This is a genomic window from Vibrio splendidus (assembly GCF_003345295.1).
Classification (GTDB): Bacteria; Pseudomonadota; Gammaproteobacteria; order Enterobacterales; family Vibrionaceae; genus Vibrio; species Vibrio splendidus_K.
The window spans coordinates 1242859-1258388 of the sequence record NZ_CP031055.1; the positions used below are offsets into that span (position 1 = coordinate 1242859).

Annotated in this window: 15 protein-coding genes and 1 tRNA gene; 10 read left to right on the top strand and 6 right to left on the bottom strand. The window is 42.9% G+C overall.

Translation table 11 applies throughout. From position 1 onward, the window contains the following. Window positions 1-66: 66 nt before the first annotated feature. Window positions 67-1266, bottom strand: coding sequence for an MFS transporter (locus DUN60_RS05550; protein ID WP_114633416.1), 1200 nt, complete (start codon window positions 1264-1266; stop codon window positions 67-69). Window positions 1267-1376: 110 nt separating this feature from the next. On the opposite strand from DUN60_RS05550, the gene DUN60_RS05555 reads away from it, so the two are divergent. Further along, window positions 1377-2249 carry a LysR family transcriptional regulator gene (locus DUN60_RS05555; protein ID WP_017066171.1) on the top strand — a complete coding sequence of 291 codons (873 nt, stop codon included), beginning with the start codon at window positions 1377-1379 and terminating at the stop codon, window positions 2247-2249. 89 nt (window positions 2250-2338) lie between these two features. Here DUN60_RS05555 and DUN60_RS05560 read toward each other — a convergent pair whose 3' ends face one another. Continuing rightward, a complete protein-coding gene (locus DUN60_RS05560; protein WP_004734934.1) occupies window positions 2339-2575 on the bottom strand; it encodes a glutaredoxin family protein in 237 nt (78 codons plus the stop codon). A 153-nt stretch (window positions 2576-2728) separates the two neighbouring features. Between DUN60_RS05560 and DUN60_RS05565 the strand changes: the two genes are divergently transcribed. Both DUN60_RS05565 and rlmF read left to right on the top strand, forming a co-directional pair. Beyond that, a complete protein-coding gene (locus tag DUN60_RS05565; RefSeq protein WP_004734935.1) occupies window positions 2729-3226 on the top strand; it encodes a YgjP-like metallopeptidase domain-containing protein in 498 nt (165 codons plus the stop codon). A gap of 4 nt (window positions 3227-3230) precedes the next feature. Further along, on the top strand, window positions 3231-4571 hold the full coding sequence (gene rlmF, locus DUN60_RS05570; RefSeq protein ID WP_114633417.1) for a 23S rRNA (adenine(1618)-N(6))-methyltransferase RlmF: 1341 nt from the start codon (window positions 3231-3233) through the stop codon (window positions 4569-4571). A gap of 108 nt (window positions 4572-4679) precedes the next feature. Here rlmF and pilW read toward each other — a convergent pair whose 3' ends face one another. Beyond that, on the bottom strand, window positions 4680-5447 hold the full coding sequence (gene pilW / locus DUN60_RS05575) for a type IV pilus biogenesis/stability protein PilW (RefSeq protein WP_114633418.1): 768 nt from the start codon (window positions 5445-5447) through the stop codon (window positions 4680-4682). A 168-nt stretch (window positions 5448-5615) separates the two neighbouring features. Continuing rightward, the gene (gene metA / locus DUN60_RS05580) at window positions 5616-6557 is read right to left on the bottom strand and encodes a homoserine O-acetyltransferase MetA (RefSeq protein WP_004734938.1); all 942 of its coding nucleotides are present in this window, start codon (window positions 6555-6557) and stop codon (window positions 5616-5618) included. 273 nt (window positions 6558-6830) lie between these two features. Here metA and DUN60_RS05585 point away from each other — a divergent pair, with 273 nt between their 5' ends. Then, complete coding sequence (locus DUN60_RS05585) at window positions 6831-7199, top strand: ATP-binding protein (protein WP_009846914.1); 369 nt, start codon at window positions 6831-6833, stop codon at window positions 7197-7199. A gap of 78 nt (window positions 7200-7277) precedes the next feature. Then, window positions 7278-7700, top strand: a complete 423-nt coding sequence (locus tag DUN60_RS05590; protein ID WP_114633419.1) for a DUF3859 domain-containing protein — start codon at window positions 7278-7280, stop codon at window positions 7698-7700. A gap of 105 nt (window positions 7701-7805) precedes the next feature. On the opposite strand, the gene DUN60_RS05595 is transcribed toward DUN60_RS05590, so the two are convergent. After that, window positions 7806-8912, bottom strand: coding sequence for a M20/M25/M40 family metallo-hydrolase (locus tag DUN60_RS05595; RefSeq protein ID WP_114633420.1), 1107 nt, complete (start codon window positions 8910-8912; stop codon window positions 7806-7808). Between the two features lie 258 nt (window positions 8913-9170). On the opposite strand from DUN60_RS05595, the gene DUN60_RS05600 reads away from it, so the two are divergent. Continuing rightward, window positions 9171-11135 carry a tetratricopeptide repeat-containing diguanylate cyclase gene (locus tag DUN60_RS05600; protein WP_114633421.1) on the top strand — a complete coding sequence of 655 codons (1965 nt, stop codon included), beginning with the start codon at window positions 9171-9173 and terminating at the stop codon, window positions 11133-11135. A 153-nt stretch (window positions 11136-11288) separates the two neighbouring features. Here the strand turns inward: DUN60_RS05600 and DUN60_RS05605 are convergent, their stop codons facing one another. Then, complete coding sequence (locus tag DUN60_RS05605; protein WP_004734943.1) at window positions 11289-11474, bottom strand: hypothetical protein; 186 nt, start codon at window positions 11472-11474, stop codon at window positions 11289-11291. Window positions 11475-11746: 272 nt separating this feature from the next. Between DUN60_RS05605 and DUN60_RS05610 the strand changes: the two genes are divergently transcribed. The 4 genes from DUN60_RS05610 (at window position 11747) to DUN60_RS05625 (ending at window position 15438) form a co-directional block, all read left to right on the top strand. After that, complete coding sequence (locus DUN60_RS05610) at window positions 11747-12415, top strand: DUF2726 domain-containing protein (protein ID WP_004734944.1); 669 nt, start codon at window positions 11747-11749, stop codon at window positions 12413-12415. 264 nt (window positions 12416-12679) lie between these two features. Beyond that, window positions 12680-12756, top strand: a tRNA-Val gene (locus tag DUN60_RS05615). A gap of 173 nt (window positions 12757-12929) precedes the next feature. Beyond that, complete coding sequence (locus DUN60_RS05620) at window positions 12930-14171, top strand: integrase domain-containing protein (RefSeq protein WP_114633422.1); 1242 nt, start codon at window positions 12930-12932, stop codon at window positions 14169-14171. A gap of 250 nt (window positions 14172-14421) precedes the next feature. Continuing rightward, window positions 14422-15438 carry a hypothetical protein gene (locus tag DUN60_RS05625; RefSeq protein ID WP_244212205.1) on the top strand — a complete coding sequence of 339 codons (1017 nt, stop codon included), beginning with the start codon at window positions 14422-14424 and terminating at the stop codon, window positions 15436-15438. Window positions 15439-15530 lie beyond the last annotated feature (92 nt).

The window sequence follows — 15530 nt, forward strand, 5'->3', positions numbered from 1 at the left end:
TTTTGCGTAGGATATCAGAACGGACGTCAATCAAAAGCAATAATTGAGTTACAACCTCTGTCGCACTTATGCTTGTGCGAGTTTAGAGGCCGATACTTGAAGTTGTTTTAATTGGTAGACCCAAGCAAATATCGCAACATAGAAGATTGAACCACCCGCAATCACGCCATTCCAACCGAACAGTTGCCAGCAATACAAGAGTAAGAAACCACCTAAGCTCCCGCCAATGTAGTAGTGAACTAAGTAAAGTGCAGTTGCCGTCGCCTTAGCGCTTGGTGCTTTTTGACTTACCCAAGAGTAGGCAAGGGTATGGGCGAAGAAAGCGCCGCCACTAATCAATAACAAGCCTGCTAACATGAACGGGACTTTGTCGACGGCAGAAATTAGCATTCCGATTAAGCTAATACACACGCCCATCAATATTCCGCTTAACGGGTCAAAACGAAGTGTCCATTTGTTGGAGAGCTTAGAGCTTACCGTACCGGCTAAGTAACATAGGAATATCAGTGAAGCTAAGCCAACAGGCACTGAGTGAGGTTCGGATACCAACCTAAAGCCCATTACCGAATACAGGTTAACGAATAGGGCGAAGTTAGCGCCACCAATCAACATCGCGAGCCACAAGGTACGGTTTCTTAAGTGCATCACAACCGAGCGGTTATGATGAAAGAACAACCCTTTTTGAGGTTTGAAGTTTTGTTGGTCAGGCAGGCTATACGCAATATAGAGAGCGCCGATTAAGGAGCCGACCACGAAAAACAATATCGTAGCGTGCCAGTCAAAGTAATCCGTGATTAAACCTCCAAGGACACGTCCGAAAATTCCACCCAATGAATTGGCTGCAATATAACCGCCGATCGCGACTGCGAATGCTTTGGGTGATAACTCTTCGACCATATAGGCAACCGCCACGCCCGCAAAAGCAGCGACTGCGATTCCCATGAATGCTCTGGCAATAACAAGTTGTAGTAGAGTGGTTGTGAACACCATGCTCAATCCAATCAAAGGAATAGCGAACAGACTGAACAGAATGATGGGTTTTCGGCCAAAGGTTTCAGAAGCGATTGCCCAAGGCACCAAGCTAATCGAAAGGCCAAGTGTTGTCGCGGCAAACAGCCAGTTGATTTGAGTTTCAGATACTTGGAAGTGCTCCGCCATGTGCGGCAAGATAGGCTGAAAGAGGTAAAGGTTACAGAAAATGATAAACGAGCCAATCGCCAATGATTGGGTGATGCGTTTGTATTGAGGACTGCCTTTATCAAACATTGACGTTGTGCCTGCGCGAGTTAGTAAGCTATTTGTGAACAAGTTATCAGTACAGGTTCGATTAAAGAAATATATTAAAGATATCGCCTCCATATATAAAATATATCGCCATGCTTGAATCAAAACCTCTTCGACATTTTCTGGCTGTTGCGCAGTTTGGTAACTTCACTCAGGCCGCCAAAGCGCTGCACATCGCACAGCCTGCATTGAGTATTTCCATTAAAAAGCTAGAACAGACACTTGAGTTGATTTTATTCCGTCGTGGAGATAAATCCGTCACTTTAACGGAGGAGGGCAAAGTACTGTTTGAGCATGCAAAGCGAATCGCCCAGCAGTTTGATGATGCTCAGCTCGCGATGAATGAACTGAAGGGGCTAGAAAAAGGCGAGGTTCGATTAGGCGCTCCAAGTATGATGGGAAGTTACTTTTTCCCCCAAGTCGTGATGGCATTTAAAAGCCAATACCCAAATCTAAAGTTGACCTTGATTGATGCTGGCACCGCATCGATTCGTGAAATGCTGTTAAACGGCGAACTCGATATTGGTGTAATTAATCATGAGAACGTCCCTGATGATTTGGAAACGGATCATCTGTTAAGTTCTGAGATGGTCGCCGTTGTCGGTAAGGAGCATCCGCTAGCACAACAGCCTTCGATGACCTTTGAAGAATTCTTTGCTCAAGAGCTGATCATGTTCAAATCGGGCTATTTTCACCGTGATTTTATCGATGCGACTTGTAAAAAATACGACCTCGATATGACCATTGCGTTTGAAACCAACTTGCTCCCGATGATTCTTTCTATCGTTAAACAAGAGTTTGCGATCACCGCGCTGTTGAGCTTAGTGACAGAATATGAAAAAGACGTGATAGGCGTGCCATTTAAAGACCCTGTAAAACTGAATCTATCGTTGGCCTGGAGAAAGGAAGGGTATTTGTCGAAAGCCGACAGAACCTTTATTGATTTCGTTAAGCGATATGTGTGATTGAGTAAGATTTAAATAAACAAAGCCCGAGTATCCTCGATTGGATATTCGGGCTTTGCTGTATAGAAGTATGACTGGCTCAGAACACGTTAGGTGTTCTTTGAGTTATACATCTTATCGAAGTTTTTCTGATTCCAGCCGACCATCACTTGGTCACCGATTTTCAGCACAGGGATAGAGCGAGCACCCATCGCCTGTAATTCTTTACGGCCACGCTGCATTTTTGCATTCGTTAGGCGATATTCAATTTTCTTCGAATCCAAATAGCGTTGTGCATCTTTACAGTGCGGGCATTTGTCTGCGACGTACAATACAACACGTTTCATTTTTACAATCTCTTTTTGAGTGTAGCTCTTGGTGAATCTCGCTAAAGTGTAACGAATCCTAGGTGAATAGAAAAGTGTGATCAGTTACACTATGTGGCTCAATTTTCAAGACCACAACATATTGTCGTGGTGTAACTTGTACGGTCTTTCAGCATGCATCCTTCTTTACGCTATATTCAAGGCTACCCGAAGCACATTCTCGACCCGGTAACTCAACTTGTTGAATCAGGTAAATTGGTGCCGTGGTTTGAAGCTCGCTACCCAAAGAATCATGAAATCAAAAGCGAGAAAGCCCTGTTTGACTATGCGATTGAGATTAAAAATCGCTACATGAAAAAAACGCCACCGATCAGTAAAGTGATTTACGACGGCAAGATACACCTAATTAATAATGCATTAGGTCTGCACTCTTACGTCGCGAAGAATCACGGTGGAAAGATCAAATCGAAGAACGAGATTCGTATCGCCAGTGTTTTTAAAAATGCACCAGAACCTTTGCTGAGAATGCTGGTGGTGCATGAACTGGCGCACATCAAAGAGAAAGAACACGACAAAGCCTTTTACCAACTATGCTGTCACATGGAGCCGGAATATCATCAACTTGAGTTAGATGCCCGTTTATTCATGATGTATTTAGACTTAAAGAAGTAGCCCAATGAGCCAATCACAAAATAGAACTACGCTAAGCCTGTCGAAAAACAGTACCTCATCAACAAAAACAAAAGACAACCAAGCTGATCAAGGTAACCGTAAGCACGGGGATATTAAGCCAAATGCCGGCAAGCCAAGCAGCGACAAGCGTATTTCTACAAAGAACACATCAGACCGCAAAAACAGTGCTCCCAAAGGTGCTGACAACAACAAAGCAAAGCGACCTTTTGCAAAAGATAGCAAAGGTAAACCGGGTGCGAATAAAGGATCATCGAATAAGGGTTCTTTCAATAAAACTGCTTTTAACAAAAACGCAGCCCAGAAAAGACGCTCGACTGAAAAGCCCCAAGGTGGATTGCACCCAAGAAACCAACATACAGGTCGCTATAACTTCGAGTTATTGGTTGCAGCATTGCCTGAGCTAAAAGAACACCTGATCAAGAACCCGGTGGGCGAAGACACCATTAATTTCTCTGATCCATTAGCCGTTAAGCTACTTAACAAGGCTTTACTGGCGCATCACTATGGCGTTAAGCATTGGGATATTCCTGCTGGCTACTTGTGCCCGCCAATTCCTGGCCGTGCAGACTACATTCACAGAGTGGCAGATATCCTTAATAGCGATGGCCAAGGTGAACCTTATAATCATGCTTCTGTGAAAGCACTAGATATTGGTGTTGGTGCAAACTGTATTTACCCAATCATTGGTGCGACAGAGTATAAGTGGCGTTGGACAGGTACTGATGTCGATTCAGTATCCATCAAAACAGCGAACTTCATTGCGGAAAGTAACCCTAATCTAAAAGGTAAGATTCGAGCTCGCCTGCAAGCCGACTCAGAATCTATCTTTAAGGGCGTGATTAAGGATAATGAACGTTACGATGTCACAATTTGTAACCCTCCATTCCATAGCTCTCTAGAAGAGGCGGAAAAGGGATCACAACGTAAACTGGATAACCTAGCGGCAAACCGTGCTAAGAAAGCCGGTCAGTCGTTCAAGCCAGAAACGAACAAGAAGCCAGTTAAGTTAGACAAATCAACTAAGCAAGAGAAACCAACCTTAAACTTTGGTGGCCAAAAGTCTGAACTTTGGTGTCCGGGTGGTGAAGCGGCTTTCATCATGAAGATGGCGAGAGAGAGCCAGCTTTTTGCTACTCAAGTATTGTGGTTTACGACATTGATCTCTAAGAAAGACAACGTTGATATGGTTCGTTCAGAGCTTGGCAAGCTGAGAGCTAAACAAGTAAAAGTGGTTGAGATGTCACAAGGCCAGAAGGTGAGTCGCTTTATCGCATGGACCTTTATGGACGACGAACAAAGACAAGAGTGGATTGCGCTTAAATAACAGACTGTACTTAGTTAAGATATTAAGCTGAAATTACGAACGGGCTTGTTGTTAACGCAACAAACCCGTTTTTTATATCTATCGCATCGACTCTAAGCTTAGTTAGCCTTAAACGGAGAGCAGTTCGTCTAATTTACTTTGGTATTTCTGTTGAAGTGCACGGTTACCCGCTTTCTTTTCGAGTTCGACCAAGATTTGAAGCGATGGAATTTGATAGCCATAACGTTGGTGGAATTTGAATAAGCGGAGCCTAGCGTCATTGTATTCGGCCTCACTGACTTCAATTTTAGAAAGCTGTAGTACGGATCTAGCTCGATTTGGGTCGTGGTCAATCGCACGAGAGAAGTAGTATTTTGCTTGCTCGACCTCTCCGGCCTTAAACGCGCAGAATGCCGCATTTTCATAACTTGCAGAGACGAGATAATAATAGGGTTGGTCGATGGCACGGTTAAAGTATTTATCGGCTTGCTCGTATTCGCCCTGTTTACACAAGAATGTACCGTAGTTGTTCAATACATTGCCGTTTCTTGCGTCTAACCTCAGCGCTTTCTTATAGGCGTCTCTTGCTTCGTCAACTTCCCCAACTTGTTCGTAATAGTGCGCAATGGAAAGGCGAGCTCGATAGTAGCTAGGTGCGTGTTTGATGGCGAGTTCTAGGTTCTCACGTGCTCTCACCATATTCCCTTGTCCCATATAACCCAAACCTAATTCAATACGAGATTCAGACATCGCAATAGGGTCGCTTTCAATCTTTGGCGGTCCTTCAGTGACAGAAACGCAACCGACCAACGAAAGAGAAGCGAGTAGTATCAGGCTCGATAACGAAAGGGGGCGGTGTAATGAAATAGGTTTAGATAATAACGGCTTGGCGGGCATGTGAAGCTCCTTATGAACACCAACCCATCATATGAAATCAAACCCATTGAAGTGGTAAATCTATTATGGAATGCGACTCAAACACCATAAAAAAACCGTGTCCAATTTGGTGTTTATCAACAACCTACTGAACACGGCTTTATGTGTTTGTGAATCGGAAGAAAGAACTTAATCGTCTTTGGTAAAATTGTCTTCGCTGAAGTGATCCAGATCGTAAGGCGTTTGTTGGTAAACGCAGTAGTTCAACCAGTTTGAGAATAACAAATGCCCATGACTACGCCAGCTTGCTACCGGCTTATTATCTGGATTGTTGTTCGGGTAGTAGTTGATTGGAATCACGGGTTCCATGCCTTCGCCTAAATCACGAACGTACTCACCGTGTAATGTATGCGCATCGTATTCAGGGTGACCCGTTACAAACACGTTTCGCTTATCTTTGGTCGCCGCCAGATATACGCCAGCCACATCAGAAGTCGCAAGAACATCAAGGTCGGTATGCTCGGCTAAGTATTCCTGAGAGAAATCTGCATAGCGAGAGTGCGGTGCTAAGAAGGTATCGTCAAAGCCACGTAGAAGCGGGTGGTAAGGGTGATGAATCTCGTGATTATAAACACCAGAAAGCTTCTCTTTGCGAGTGCGCTTTGGCAAATCATACAGTAGTTTCAAACCAGCCTGAGCCGCCCAGCACACATACAAGGTTGATGTCACGTGCTTGTTTGCCCATTCCATGATGGTTTTTAGGTGATCCCAGTAGATCACATCTTCAAATTGAACCAAGCCAAGCGGTGCACCAGTAATGATCAATCCATCAAAGTTTCTCCCTTTGACCATTTCAAATTGGCGGTAGAAGTTATCAAGGTGTTCAGTCGGTGTGTTCTTGCTTGGTCGATCATCAATGCGTAGCAGCTCTACATCCACTTGCAATGGACTGTTCGATAGTAGGCGTAAGAATTGAGTTTCAGTTTCAATCTTCTTCGGCATCAGGTTGAGGATCAAGACTCTAAGTGGACGAATTTCCTGTGTCGATGCTCTTGATAACGGCATCACGAAGATGTTTTCTTCACGAAGAACATCAGATGCTGGCAATTGGTCTGGAATGCGAATAGGCAAAGCTTTCTCCCTAAGCTAGATATGTAGACGTCTATACATCTAAATCTATAGTAGTTTGGTACGCTTGTCGATATACAAAATGGATAGATGTAAATTATTTGTGTTTTCTATCAGAAGCCATCTTCCGACGTCGGGGGAGTCTTATAATGTTTTACGACTACCCGAGTAAGGCATAAGTGCTTGGTTCTGTTATGTAGAACTAGGCAGTTATCAGAGCAAGCGGCTAGCATTTACGATAAACTCATGTTTTCGAATTAGCCTGTAAAGTGACAAATGAAGTTAATACTCATTCGAGGGTTGCCCGGTTCTGGCAAGTCAACAAAAGCAAAAACCTACGATGCATTGCATGTCGAAGCGGATATGTATTACGTGAATGAGCAAGGTGACTACCATTTTGATCCAAGGCAGCTACAGCAAGCTCATGAGTGGTGTCAGAACACGGCAGAGAATGGCTTGAAGCAAGGGTTGGATGTTGTTGTTTCGAATACCTTTATTAAGCATTGGGAAATGAAGGCTTACCGTCAACTTGCAAGAAAATACAAAGCTGACTTGATCATCGAAGTATGCCGAGAGCAATATGGCAGCATTCACGACATCGAACCGTCAGTGATTAAGCGCATGGCAAAAGATTGGCAAGAATAGCATCGTTCTTCCTCTGCTTGCGTGGCTGAATGGCAAATAGAATTAGATGAATAGAACAACTCCAAGGTAACGATTGAAATGGCAAAGCGCTCTGTTGTGGTCGACATGACATCATACGGGATCTACACAACGTGGGATTCCAAATCTAAAGACCTTCCAAAAATCCAAGAGTTCACCACCATTGTTGGTGCTGAAATCGACGTAGAGTTTGGCTATATCTTGAATATCAAGAAAGCCAAAGGTGAAAAGATCCGCTACTGCATCTATCACCCGGATATCACCACAGACAAGGGTGAAGTGCTCGAACCGTTCGATGGTGAAGAGCATGTCGGTAACAACGACTGGGATTTCTACTTAGGTGACACCATCTGGGCGCCAGTCTCGAACAAGCTAGGCAAGTGGCGCATGACCGTGGAGTTAAAAGGCAACATCATTGCCGATAAGACATTCGACCTTGTTGCAAAAGACGAAGGCCAATTCTGGAAGCGTAGGGGTTTTTAGGCTAGAACTTCTGGCTAAATTCAGGCACAAAAAAGCCGAGTCACATGTGAACTCGGCTTTTTGATATTAGCTAAATGGCTTTCACCACCTAGTTACCAACTAAGATTATTGTGTTACGTAAGCCACTACAAACTCAGTGATTGCAACCATGTCTTTCACTGCAATGTATTCTTCAGTGGTGTGAACTTTCGCCATACCAGTAGAAAGGTTAACCGTTGTTAGGCCTTTCGCGTTGAAGTTGTTTGCATCGCTACCACCACCAGTGCGTTTAGTGTTCGCCGTTACGCCAAGCTTCTCAAACGCTGATTTGATAGAAAGAATATGCGGGTGATCGTCTGCAATCACGAATGCATCGTAAGCACGAGTAGATTCGATTTCTACTTCAGCGCCGAACTGCTTCGCACTCTCTTGGAATGTAGAGATCATGTGCTCAACTTGAGCCGTTAGCTTTTCGCCGTTTAGAGAACGCGCTTCAGCTACGACTTTAAGCTCTGGCATTACGATGTTAGTCGCTTGACCGCCTTCAACAATACCGACGTTTGCTGTCGTTTCTTCATCGATACGAAGTAGGTTCATCTTAGTGATTGCGTCTGCTGCCACTTGAATTGCGCTGATGCCTTCTTCTGGCGCTAAACCAGCGTGAGCAGGGCGACCTTTGATCTTCGCAACAATCTTCTGCTGACCCGGAGCTGCGTTTACGATGGTGCCAATTGGGCCACCTGTATCAAGTACGATAGCGTGCTCAGATTGAATGTAAGACATATCGAAATTCAGAGAACCGAATAGACCGCCTTCTTCGAATACGGTGAACGCGATTTCTATGGTTTTGTGTGCTTGGCCTTCAGCTTGGATTACGCGAACCGCTTCCATAATAGCTGCGATACCAGACTTATCGTCGCCACCTAGAATTGTGTTACCTTTTGAACGGATGATACCGTCTTCGATGATTGGCTCAATGCCGATACCTGGCGTTACTGTGTCCATGTGGCAACTGAATACTGTGCTGCCTGGAAGAGTGCCATCTAGACGAGCGTAGATGTTGAAACCGTTAGACACTTCTGTAGGGACAGCCAGTTTGTGAACTTCAAAGCCTAGTTCACCAAGTTGTTCAGCCAAAGCTTCAGCAATCGCTTTTTCATTACGAGATTCACTATCAATTTTCACTAGATTGCAGAAATGTTCTACAAGACGTTGTTCATTAATTTGGGTCATTGTTAATTCTCATTATGCTTCCGCTTGTTCTAAAGAAGCCGCGGAGGAGGAACAGGAAAATTACTATAACGCCAATGAGGTAGATGATTATCTGAGTTAAATCAAGAAAGTTGCCTGATTATTCTAATTGATGAGAAAAAGCCAACTCAGATTCTCCAATGCGCAGGATTTTAATCTGTATATCTGTCGGGTATAATGTTTAACCGCTTTGAAAAAACGTCGATGAAATTGGAATGTAATCAATAATGGCACTGATAAATGAATAGAAACAATGTGTTAGGTTCATTCCTTTTAGTGGTGCTAATGAGTGTTGTGCTAGGGCTGTATTTGCTCTATCCAACTTATGACGATGATTTAAAGCACATTCGCCCTGAAAATCCGAGTGTTTATAGTCCAGAGAAAGAGTTATTACTCTCTCAATACGGAGCTACATTGATTGATATTCTCGATGTGTCTCGTGGTGATCCTAATCTAGCTGCCCAACAACTAGAGGCTCTGCGAGCTAAGTTCCCCCATCAAGATAAAGCCATCTATCGTGCCTACGAATTGATGATTTTGTCGAACCTCGCCCAACACAAGCTGGATACCGAAGCGGTTTCAGAATACGTCAGACAGATTAAAACACTCGCACAACACGAACATATGGGTTGGCTAAAGGCCCAATCTCTTGTTGAACTGGCGATCGAATACATCAGTAAGGGCGAGCTAGCGGAATCTGAAATCCAAATCAGAGCAGCGATAGATATCGCGGAATCACTCCACTATGAAGAGTTGTTGATTAAGGCCTATAACACGGCTGGTGTCATCAATAATATTCGCAATGACTTTCCTGAAGCTCAATATTTTTTCCATAAAGGCTTAGACCTTGGCAAGAAGTACCCTCAACACATCTATAACAGTAAGTTAGTGTCTAATATGGCACTGCTTTATATCTATTTAGAAGACTGGCCTAAAGCGCTCAAGTTGATTAAAAGAGCTAAAAGACTCTATTACAAGAGTGGACTACTCGAAGCTTCTACCATCGGTGTGCTGCATGTAAATGAGTCTTTTGCTTATCTGCGCAGTGGTGATTTGGTTAAAGGCCGAGAGGCGTATCAAAGTGCGGCTAAGCTCAATGGCGATAATGTGAGTGAGCGATACAAAATCATCTTGTTGAAAGCAGAGAGTGATGTGTTGTTGGCGGAAAAGAACTTTGAGTTAGCACGGCAGGTCGCAAATTTGTGTCTCAGATATCCGGGAGTGGACAAATACACACTTCAACTGGGTCAGTGTTACTTAAACAGAGCCTTAGCAAATATCGGTTTGAACCGAGATAATTTTGTCTTTGCTGATCTTAAGCGATCGTCTGCAATGTTCGACGTTGTGGGTACTCGCAGTTGGAAAGTCCTCGGTTTAAGAACACTTGCTGAATATTACGATTCGAGAGGCGACAGCGAAAACGCACTTCGTTACTTTAAACTCTACTACAAAGGTAACAAAGCGCTGTTGTTTGATAAGCGTCAGAGCGATATCTTTTTACTAGAGCAAGATTTCACCACGGCATCATTAGCCCAAGAAAATGAACTGCTTAACGCAGAAAAAGAGCTTGGTGAGCTGACGTTAGATAAGCAGCAGTTACGAAATCGAATTGTTGTCGCGTTGGGAATAATGGTGATGATCAGTGTCGCATTGTTGTTGATAAGGCTTCGCAGCATTCAAAGTAAAAATAAAGCGTTGGTCACCCAATCTACAACGTGTGCGCTAACGGGTTTATACAACCGACGCTATCTAGAGCAGTTGTTAACTCAGCCAATGACATTTAATACTTCACGGTTTGGAATCAGTTTAGTTATTTTAGATCTTGACCACTTTAAGCGCGTTAATGACACCTTTGGACATGATGTTGGTGATGAGGTATTGGTGGAAGTCGCAAGGCGAGTTAAACAACATTTGCTTCCGAATGACGTAGTGGCTCGCTGGGGTGGTGAAGAATTTGTCCTGTTGCTATCTGGATCCGTCGATCCTGAGCAACAATTGAACGTTATCCGTTTAGGCATTGCTGAAACGCCAATTGATACGCACTCCGGCTCTTTAGACCTCACCACATCGATAGGGGCGTCGATTGGTATTGCTCATGAGCAACTCAATCAAGATACTTACAAGAAGTACCTCAAAGCCGCGGATGATGCATTATATCAAGCGAAGGAGTCGGGTAGGAATCAAGTCATCATCGCTGAAAGTTAATCGCTAATCAGGAAACAAAAAGCCATTCTGATCTTCGTGAGATAAGAATGGCTTCTGGAACACTCTGAGATCGCTAATATCAAAATTTGAGTGAGAAGTGGGGTTTACTTAGCGATATGTCGAGTTTATTTATATCAACATTTTCTAAATGAGTTATTTAGCGGCACCTTGCAGCATTTCAACCAGTTCGCCCTCTGTAGCCGGTTCTCTTGCCAGTTCAATCACCGCGGAAGCACCGCCTTTTAACATATAAGCTCGAGTTCCGCAGTGGTCATAGTGGAACCATTTACCGTCTACACATACGTCCGTATAACATCTTGGGTCTTGTTTGAGTTCCATATCAATTTCCTTATTAACATTTGCCTAACGTTTTTCAGACTAGTTGATCACAAATTCAGGTAAATTGATCTAAATCAATCTAGAGTGTAATTGATGATTTGATTATCAAATAGGAGAAGTGTGTCTAGCGTATGAGCGACCTCTTGTTGATTACAGCATTCAAAGGTCGTGATTATGGTTGGCAACTCTCGCTCTTTTGCTTGCCACGTGAGGCTTTTCTACATACGCTAGCCACTCTCTTAATCCCTATACAGACGTGATTGTGTTGGAAAATGACTAATATCTTTATCGTTGTAATTGTTCTGGTTGTGTTCTTTTACTTTATCCAAAAGTATCTAGTGAAGCATGACGACACCAAAGATCATGCTTATCAGAAAAAAGGGTCGTTGATGTCGGCGCAACAGGCGACATTTTATAACGCACTTAAATCTGCAGTGGGTAACCATGGCGAAGTGTTTGCCAAGGTCAGCATGTCGAACGTTCTTGTTCCTGCTAAGGCGAACAACAAGAAGAATTGGTTTATCGCCAACAACAAAATCTCACGTAGCTACTTTGATTTTGTCGTCTGCGACCCGCGAACGTTAGAGCCCCGCGTGATCATCGAACTTGATAACGGCAAAGAGCTCAACAAGGGAAAGGCCGATCGAGAAAAGCTACTGATCCACGTGTGTAAATCGGCAGGCTTGCCACTGATTGGTGCATCTATTAAACACAGCTACCAAGTGAGCCGTTTGAAGAGGTTACTGGCAGCACACATCGATTTAATCGAGCCATCAAAAGAAGTTCGATTCTGTAAGAAGTGCGGCAGCCCGATGATCATCAAACTGGCCAGCCAAGGCGATTACAAAGGCCGACGATTCTTCACTTGTAGCCGTCAACCAAACTGTACGTATACAGAGAACTACAACGTTGTATTCGATGTGGATGAAGATTCTAACTAATATCTTGAGTTAAAATGCTTTATTAGAGGGGTAAGACACGAAACAGGCAGATGTATATAGCTATTGAACTAGAGGCGAAATGTGATCTACTTCAAGCCATTGATCTGCTTTGTGTTTAAAATTTATTCTGATTGTTGTTTTTAAAAGCAAACGAACCGTTTTGTGCAAATTTATCCTTGCACGCTACCCATTCACTCGTTATTATCCATCTCGTTCTGAAGCGTTAGCCACTTAGTAAAGCGGTTAGTTAAGTTTCAAAGCATTGCCCGCTTAGCTCAGTTGGTTAGAGTACTTGCATGACATGCAAGGTGTCACTGGTTCGAGTCCAGTAGCGGGCACCACATTATACGAAAGAGCCCACCTAGTGTGGGCTTTTTTGTGTCTGTAATTCCTTGTTTTATCAGGCTCTTAGCCATTTTTTGGTCCCAAGAGATCCCATGATGTGTTGTAAAATCCACCGTTTAAAGTAACACTGTTAGTAACACTACAGGAAATATGGATTGGTGATGTTACTATGGCTAGGAAAACAACCCCATTAACAGCGACTCAGATCTTACAAGCAAAACCAAAAGAAAAGGAATATAGCCTGCTCGATGGTGATGGTCTTGCATTGAGAATAAAGCCCAATGGTTCCAAATTGTGGCTCCTTAACTATTACCGTCCAATTACTCGTAAACGAGCAAACCTCAGTATTGGTAAATACCCATCTGTATCGCTTGCTAAAGCTCGAACCAAAGCTATTGAAGCTAGAGAACTACTTGCTGATGGTATTGACCCTAAAGAGCACCGTGACACTACTCTTAGAGAAAAACAGTTAGAATTGTCGAATACGTTACAGTCGGTATTTGATGACTGGCTTGAAGTTAAGAAAACAAGTGTCAAAGAGCAAACGGCCAAGAAACTAGAACAAAGAATTGAGAAGTACCTCTTACCTGACCTTGGTAAGTTACCTCTTGGTGACATAACTGCCCCCCAAGCGATCAAGACAATTAAACCCATTGCGAACCAAGGTAAATTAGAAACAGTAGGGCGATTGTGTCGCAACCTCAATGAGATAATGACCTTTGCAGTAAATACGGGTGTGATTGAGCACAACAAGCTCGCAGGTATTGGTAAAGCCTTTGAAACTGCCAAGGTAACCAATCAAGCTTCGTTAACTCCTGATGAACTTCCTGAACTCCTCAAGACCATAAGCTATGCATCGATTAAACCTATCACTCGCTGCTTGCTAGAATGGCAACTTCACACCATGACAAGACCTGCTGAAACGGCCGGGGCACGTTGGGATGAAATTGATAGAGAAAAGATGCTTTGGGTCATTCCTGCTGAACGAATGAAAAAGGGAAGAGTGCATACTGTCCCTTTAACAAAACAAACTCTAGATCTATTGGAAACCATTGATTTCATCACGGGTGATAGTGAATACCTATTCCCTGCTGACAAAAGTAACAAAAATCACATCAACAAAGAGACAGCAAATAAGGCATTAGTAAGAATGGGCATGAAGGGCAGGCAAACGTCTCATGGTTTACGCGCATTAGCCAGTACCACTCTAAATGAACAGAACTTTGATCCAGACATTATTGAAGCTGCACTTTCTCATGTGGATAGGGATAAGGTAAGAAGCGCATACAACCGCACTGATTACCTTGAACGTCGTAAAGTTCTAATGGCGTGGTGGAGTGATCATATTGAAGAAGCTGCAACGGGAAGCTTGTCGATGAGTGGTAAAAAGAGCCTTAAGGCTGTGGGTTAGGTTGATTAGCTCCAAGCATAACTGAGTGTCAATACCATTAATATTTGAAAATTTCCCATGATGTTATCTCGTGCATGAGAAGAACGTTGACATCGACATCATTTTCCAGTTTTTATTGAGTCCGACACTCTGCTATTTTTGCTATTAATAGCATTAATAGCCCTCTTTATCGCTAGCTCACAAGGATGATGGTTTGAGATTTATCAACAAGGTTTTTTATAAGTTGAGAGACATTGATACGAAAGTGTCAATGAAGGATAAGCTGAAAACGTGTCTTGAGCTCGATATACCGCTGTTAGTTGATGTACCCAATGGTTACAACGTATGGGGCATTGATAAGCAACTGGATGAACTGACAAGGCAAGATGTTGTTTTAAGTGAAAGCGATTATTCAAAAAAAATCATGCTCATGCATCATCTTTTGGAAGGAGAATATCTCTCTCGTGTTAATCCACCCAAAATTAACACTCTTTTTTTAGGAGCATCTACATTAGTTGCTGGTGTTGAATATCTACAAGTAACAGAAAGTGATACGAAAAAGCTTTTAGCTTCTGAAAATATCACGACTGATACATTCAAAGGTGTGGTTACTTTCGATGACAAAGAGCAACGCTTTGCCTTAAATGAGTCAATACCTGTTTCTCCTTATGATTTTAAGCTTGGGAGTAATACCGATAATGGTCATCCCATAATGCAGAAAATTAAAAATGGGATGAGTAATTCGCGTTTTGTACTTTGTGATAAAGCAACACGTAGTAACAATGATTTTAACTTTCCAATAGGAAGTGAACTCAATTTATCAGTGAGCTTGTTAGAAGTCGTTATTAGAGAAAGTGACGTTTCAAAGCTGGTGTTCAACGAGGAAGATTACCAACAGAGCGCATATTACCTAGAACCGGAATACCATGCATCTACTGCATTACGGGAGCTATCGAATTGTGGGTATGCTCTGTATGTTAAAAACACATCCGTTGTCTCCGGTGGCTGTTCAGGCTACCTATTTCGCAATTTTAAGAGCTTTAAAAAAAAGGGAGAGCGTGAAGCGGGAGCTTTTCTGATTAAAGACAAAACAGGTAAAAACTTCAATCTTGTCAAAGAAGTTTATAGTCACCACTGGCTATCAGATACTAAGCTGAGCAAGAAAAATGTACAAGAAATAGCCAGGAATGTTTTAGATGAACTACATGAAGTTCTTGATACAAATGACACATATATTCATGCAATAGAATTAATTATCAGGCCAGATAAGTACAAAAAATTAAAATAGTAAAAGAGTCGTAGCCCTTTTGTATAAAGGGCTGGGGTGAGTTTTTATGCTGAAAAATCAACTCCACTCCTTTTTGTAACTTTGTCCTTTAA